General features: G+C 68.1%; 2 protein-coding genes. One reads left to right on the forward strand and one right to left on the reverse strand.

Annotation, left to right across the window (positions count from 1 at the left end; genetic code table 11):
- Positions 1 to 476, reverse strand: a 476-nt coding sequence (locus tag ACWD4P_RS38535) for an ATP-binding cassette domain-containing protein (protein ID WP_449782857.1), incomplete at its 3' end; no start/stop codon positions are given.
- Between the two features lie 154 nt (positions 477 to 630).
- Between ACWD4P_RS38535 and ACWD4P_RS38540 the strand changes: the two genes are divergently transcribed.
- Positions 631 to 1041, forward strand: a 411-nt coding sequence (locus tag ACWD4P_RS38540; protein WP_449782858.1) for an ABC transporter permease, incomplete at its 3' end; no start/stop codon positions are given.

A 1041-nucleotide genomic window follows, 5' to 3' on the forward strand; every position in this document is an offset into this window, starting at 1 on the left:
AGGAGTACGGGAGGATCCGCCGCCAACGCCCTTGCCACACCGACGCGTTGGCGCTGTCCGCCGGAGAGCTGGTCGGGGTAGCGGTCGCCGAAGGTGCGCGGGTCGAGCCCGACGAGGTCGAGGAGTTCGGCGGCGCGCTCGCGGGCCTTGGCGCGCTTGACGCCGAGGAGGTGCGGGACGGTCGCCGTGTTGTCGAGGACCGTCTTGTGCGGGAAGAGGCCGACCTGCTGGATCACATAGCCGATGCGACGCCGGAGTTGGACCGGGTCGATGCCGGATATGTCGTCGCCGTCGAGGAGTATCCGGCCCTCGCTCGGTTCGATGAGCCGGTTGACCATCTTCATCGTGGTGGTCTTGCCACAGCCCGACGGGCCGACGAGCGTGACGAGTTCCCCCTCGTTCACCTCGAAGGACAGGTCGTCGACGGCCGTTGTCCCGTCGGCGTAGCGCTTGGTGACGTGCTCGAACCGGATCATGGGTCCCCATTGTGCCGGGCAGTCGCCGCCTGTGGGCGGCCGCTGTGTGAAGGCCATGTTGCGTCGTGACGAGGGGTCTCGGCGATTGTCAGTGGTGGGGGCTAGGGTCGTCCGCAGTCGGAATCAGGCGCTCGCGCGAGCGGTTTCGAGACATATGTACGGGGATTCGGGGGAGGTGGGGCGGGTGAGCAGTCCCAATTGCATGGTGACCAATGAGTGGGTGTGCGGGGAATACCTGCGCACCCGCAGGCCGGAGTTGGTCGACGCGGTCGTCCAGCACATCGGCATCACGGCCGCTTCCGTCGTGATAGGCGTGCTGATCGCCTTCCCGCTGGCCCTCCTGGCCCGGCACCGGCGCGCCTTCGCGGGCCCGGTGCTCGGCCTGACGACGGTGCTCTACACGATCCCGTCGCTGGCCATGTTCTCGCTGCTGCTCCCGCTGTTCGGGCTCTCCGCCTCGCTCGTGATCACCGGACTCGTCCTCTACACCCTGACGATCCTGGTGCGGAATTTCCTGGCCGGCCTCCAGGCCGTGCCGGACGAGGCGAGAGAAGCGGCCCGCGGC

Source organism: Kitasatospora sp. NPDC002543 (genome assembly GCF_053594915.1).